The following is a 1,048-nucleotide window of genomic DNA, read 5'->3' as shown; positions in this document are numbered from 1 at the left end:
CTTGAATTGAGCCGATTTGAGGCAAAATGCACCTCAGATTGCACTGTAATTCCAATGGCTTGTGGGGCGAATTCCCTGGGGTGCGGAACAGGGAATTTATTTGACCGAACAGGGAATTGTTTCGAGCTTGCAGGGAAGTTCTGCGCTGGAACAGGGAAGGTGCTCAGGCGTGGATGCCGAGGAGGTGTTCCTGCTCTTTCCAGTCGAGGGGCAGGGTGATGCGCAGGAGGGATTCGAGGGTGAGTTCGACCGGCTGCTCACCCTTCAGAATGGCGCCCTGGATCTTCGGCGAGAGCGTCGCGAGGGGAATGACCCGGGCGGCGTAGCGCTCGGATGTGCCCGCGCGGGCCGCGAGGTCTTTCAGGGAGAGGCCGGAGCGGAGCTGGCGCGCCCAGTGATGGGCCTTGCGCAGCGCCGCGAGAAGCTTGGGATCCGGTTCTGTTCGGTTCGCGCCAGTCACGATCTTCATCTCGACGCCGCGCCGGCGCGGAGCGAAGGTCGTGGAAATGGAGAGGGCAGACGGGTCGAGATCCTCGGCGCGGGCGCCGATCTCCCTGGCAAGGATCTCGGGGGCGAGGGCGATCTGCATCGATCCGGATCCCAGATCGATGCGCTCGATGAGCGTCATGGCACGCACACTGTCTGCCTCGAGCGCCTGCGCGAGCGTTTGGCCGCGCGCGGCGAGGGCGGTGATCTCGGTGATCGCGCCTGTCGTCGAAAGGGTATGAGCCTGCGCGCGCTCCCGGATGTAGCAGACCACGGCTGTTGTGACCGCGCGCTCGAAGGCCTCGGCCGGCAGGCGCCATCCGGTCGGATCCGGGCCGCCGGAGATCAGGCGGTTCGAGACATAGTAGCGGTAGCGCCGTCCGTGGCGCTGCGTGTGGCTCGGCGTGAGCAGATCGCCCCGCTCGTCCCGGATCTTGCCCAGAAGGGGGGCGGCCTCCTCGGAGAGGTTACTGGCCAGAGATGTGCCGCGCGCCCCGCGCCGGCGCCGCGCCGCCTGCTGAAGCCGCTCCTGCACCGCATCCCAGGTTGCCGCGTCGATAAT

1 pseudogene is annotated in these 1,048 nt (G+C 66.1%); it reads right to left on the bottom strand.

The annotated features are described in order from the left end of the window. Positions 1 to 163 precede the first annotated feature (163 nt). Positions 164 to 1,048 (bottom strand): annotated as a pseudogene (locus KTQ37_RS16655) (recombinase family protein); the annotation flags it as partial.

The sequence above is a fragment of the Sedimentimonas flavescens genome, from assembly GCF_019264375.1.
GTDB lineage: Bacteria > Pseudomonadota > Alphaproteobacteria > Rhodobacterales > Rhodobacteraceae > Rhodobacter > Rhodobacter flavescens.
The sequence above is the reverse complement of the archived record's forward strand: the minus strand, read 5'-3'. Positions and strand labels throughout refer to the sequence as shown.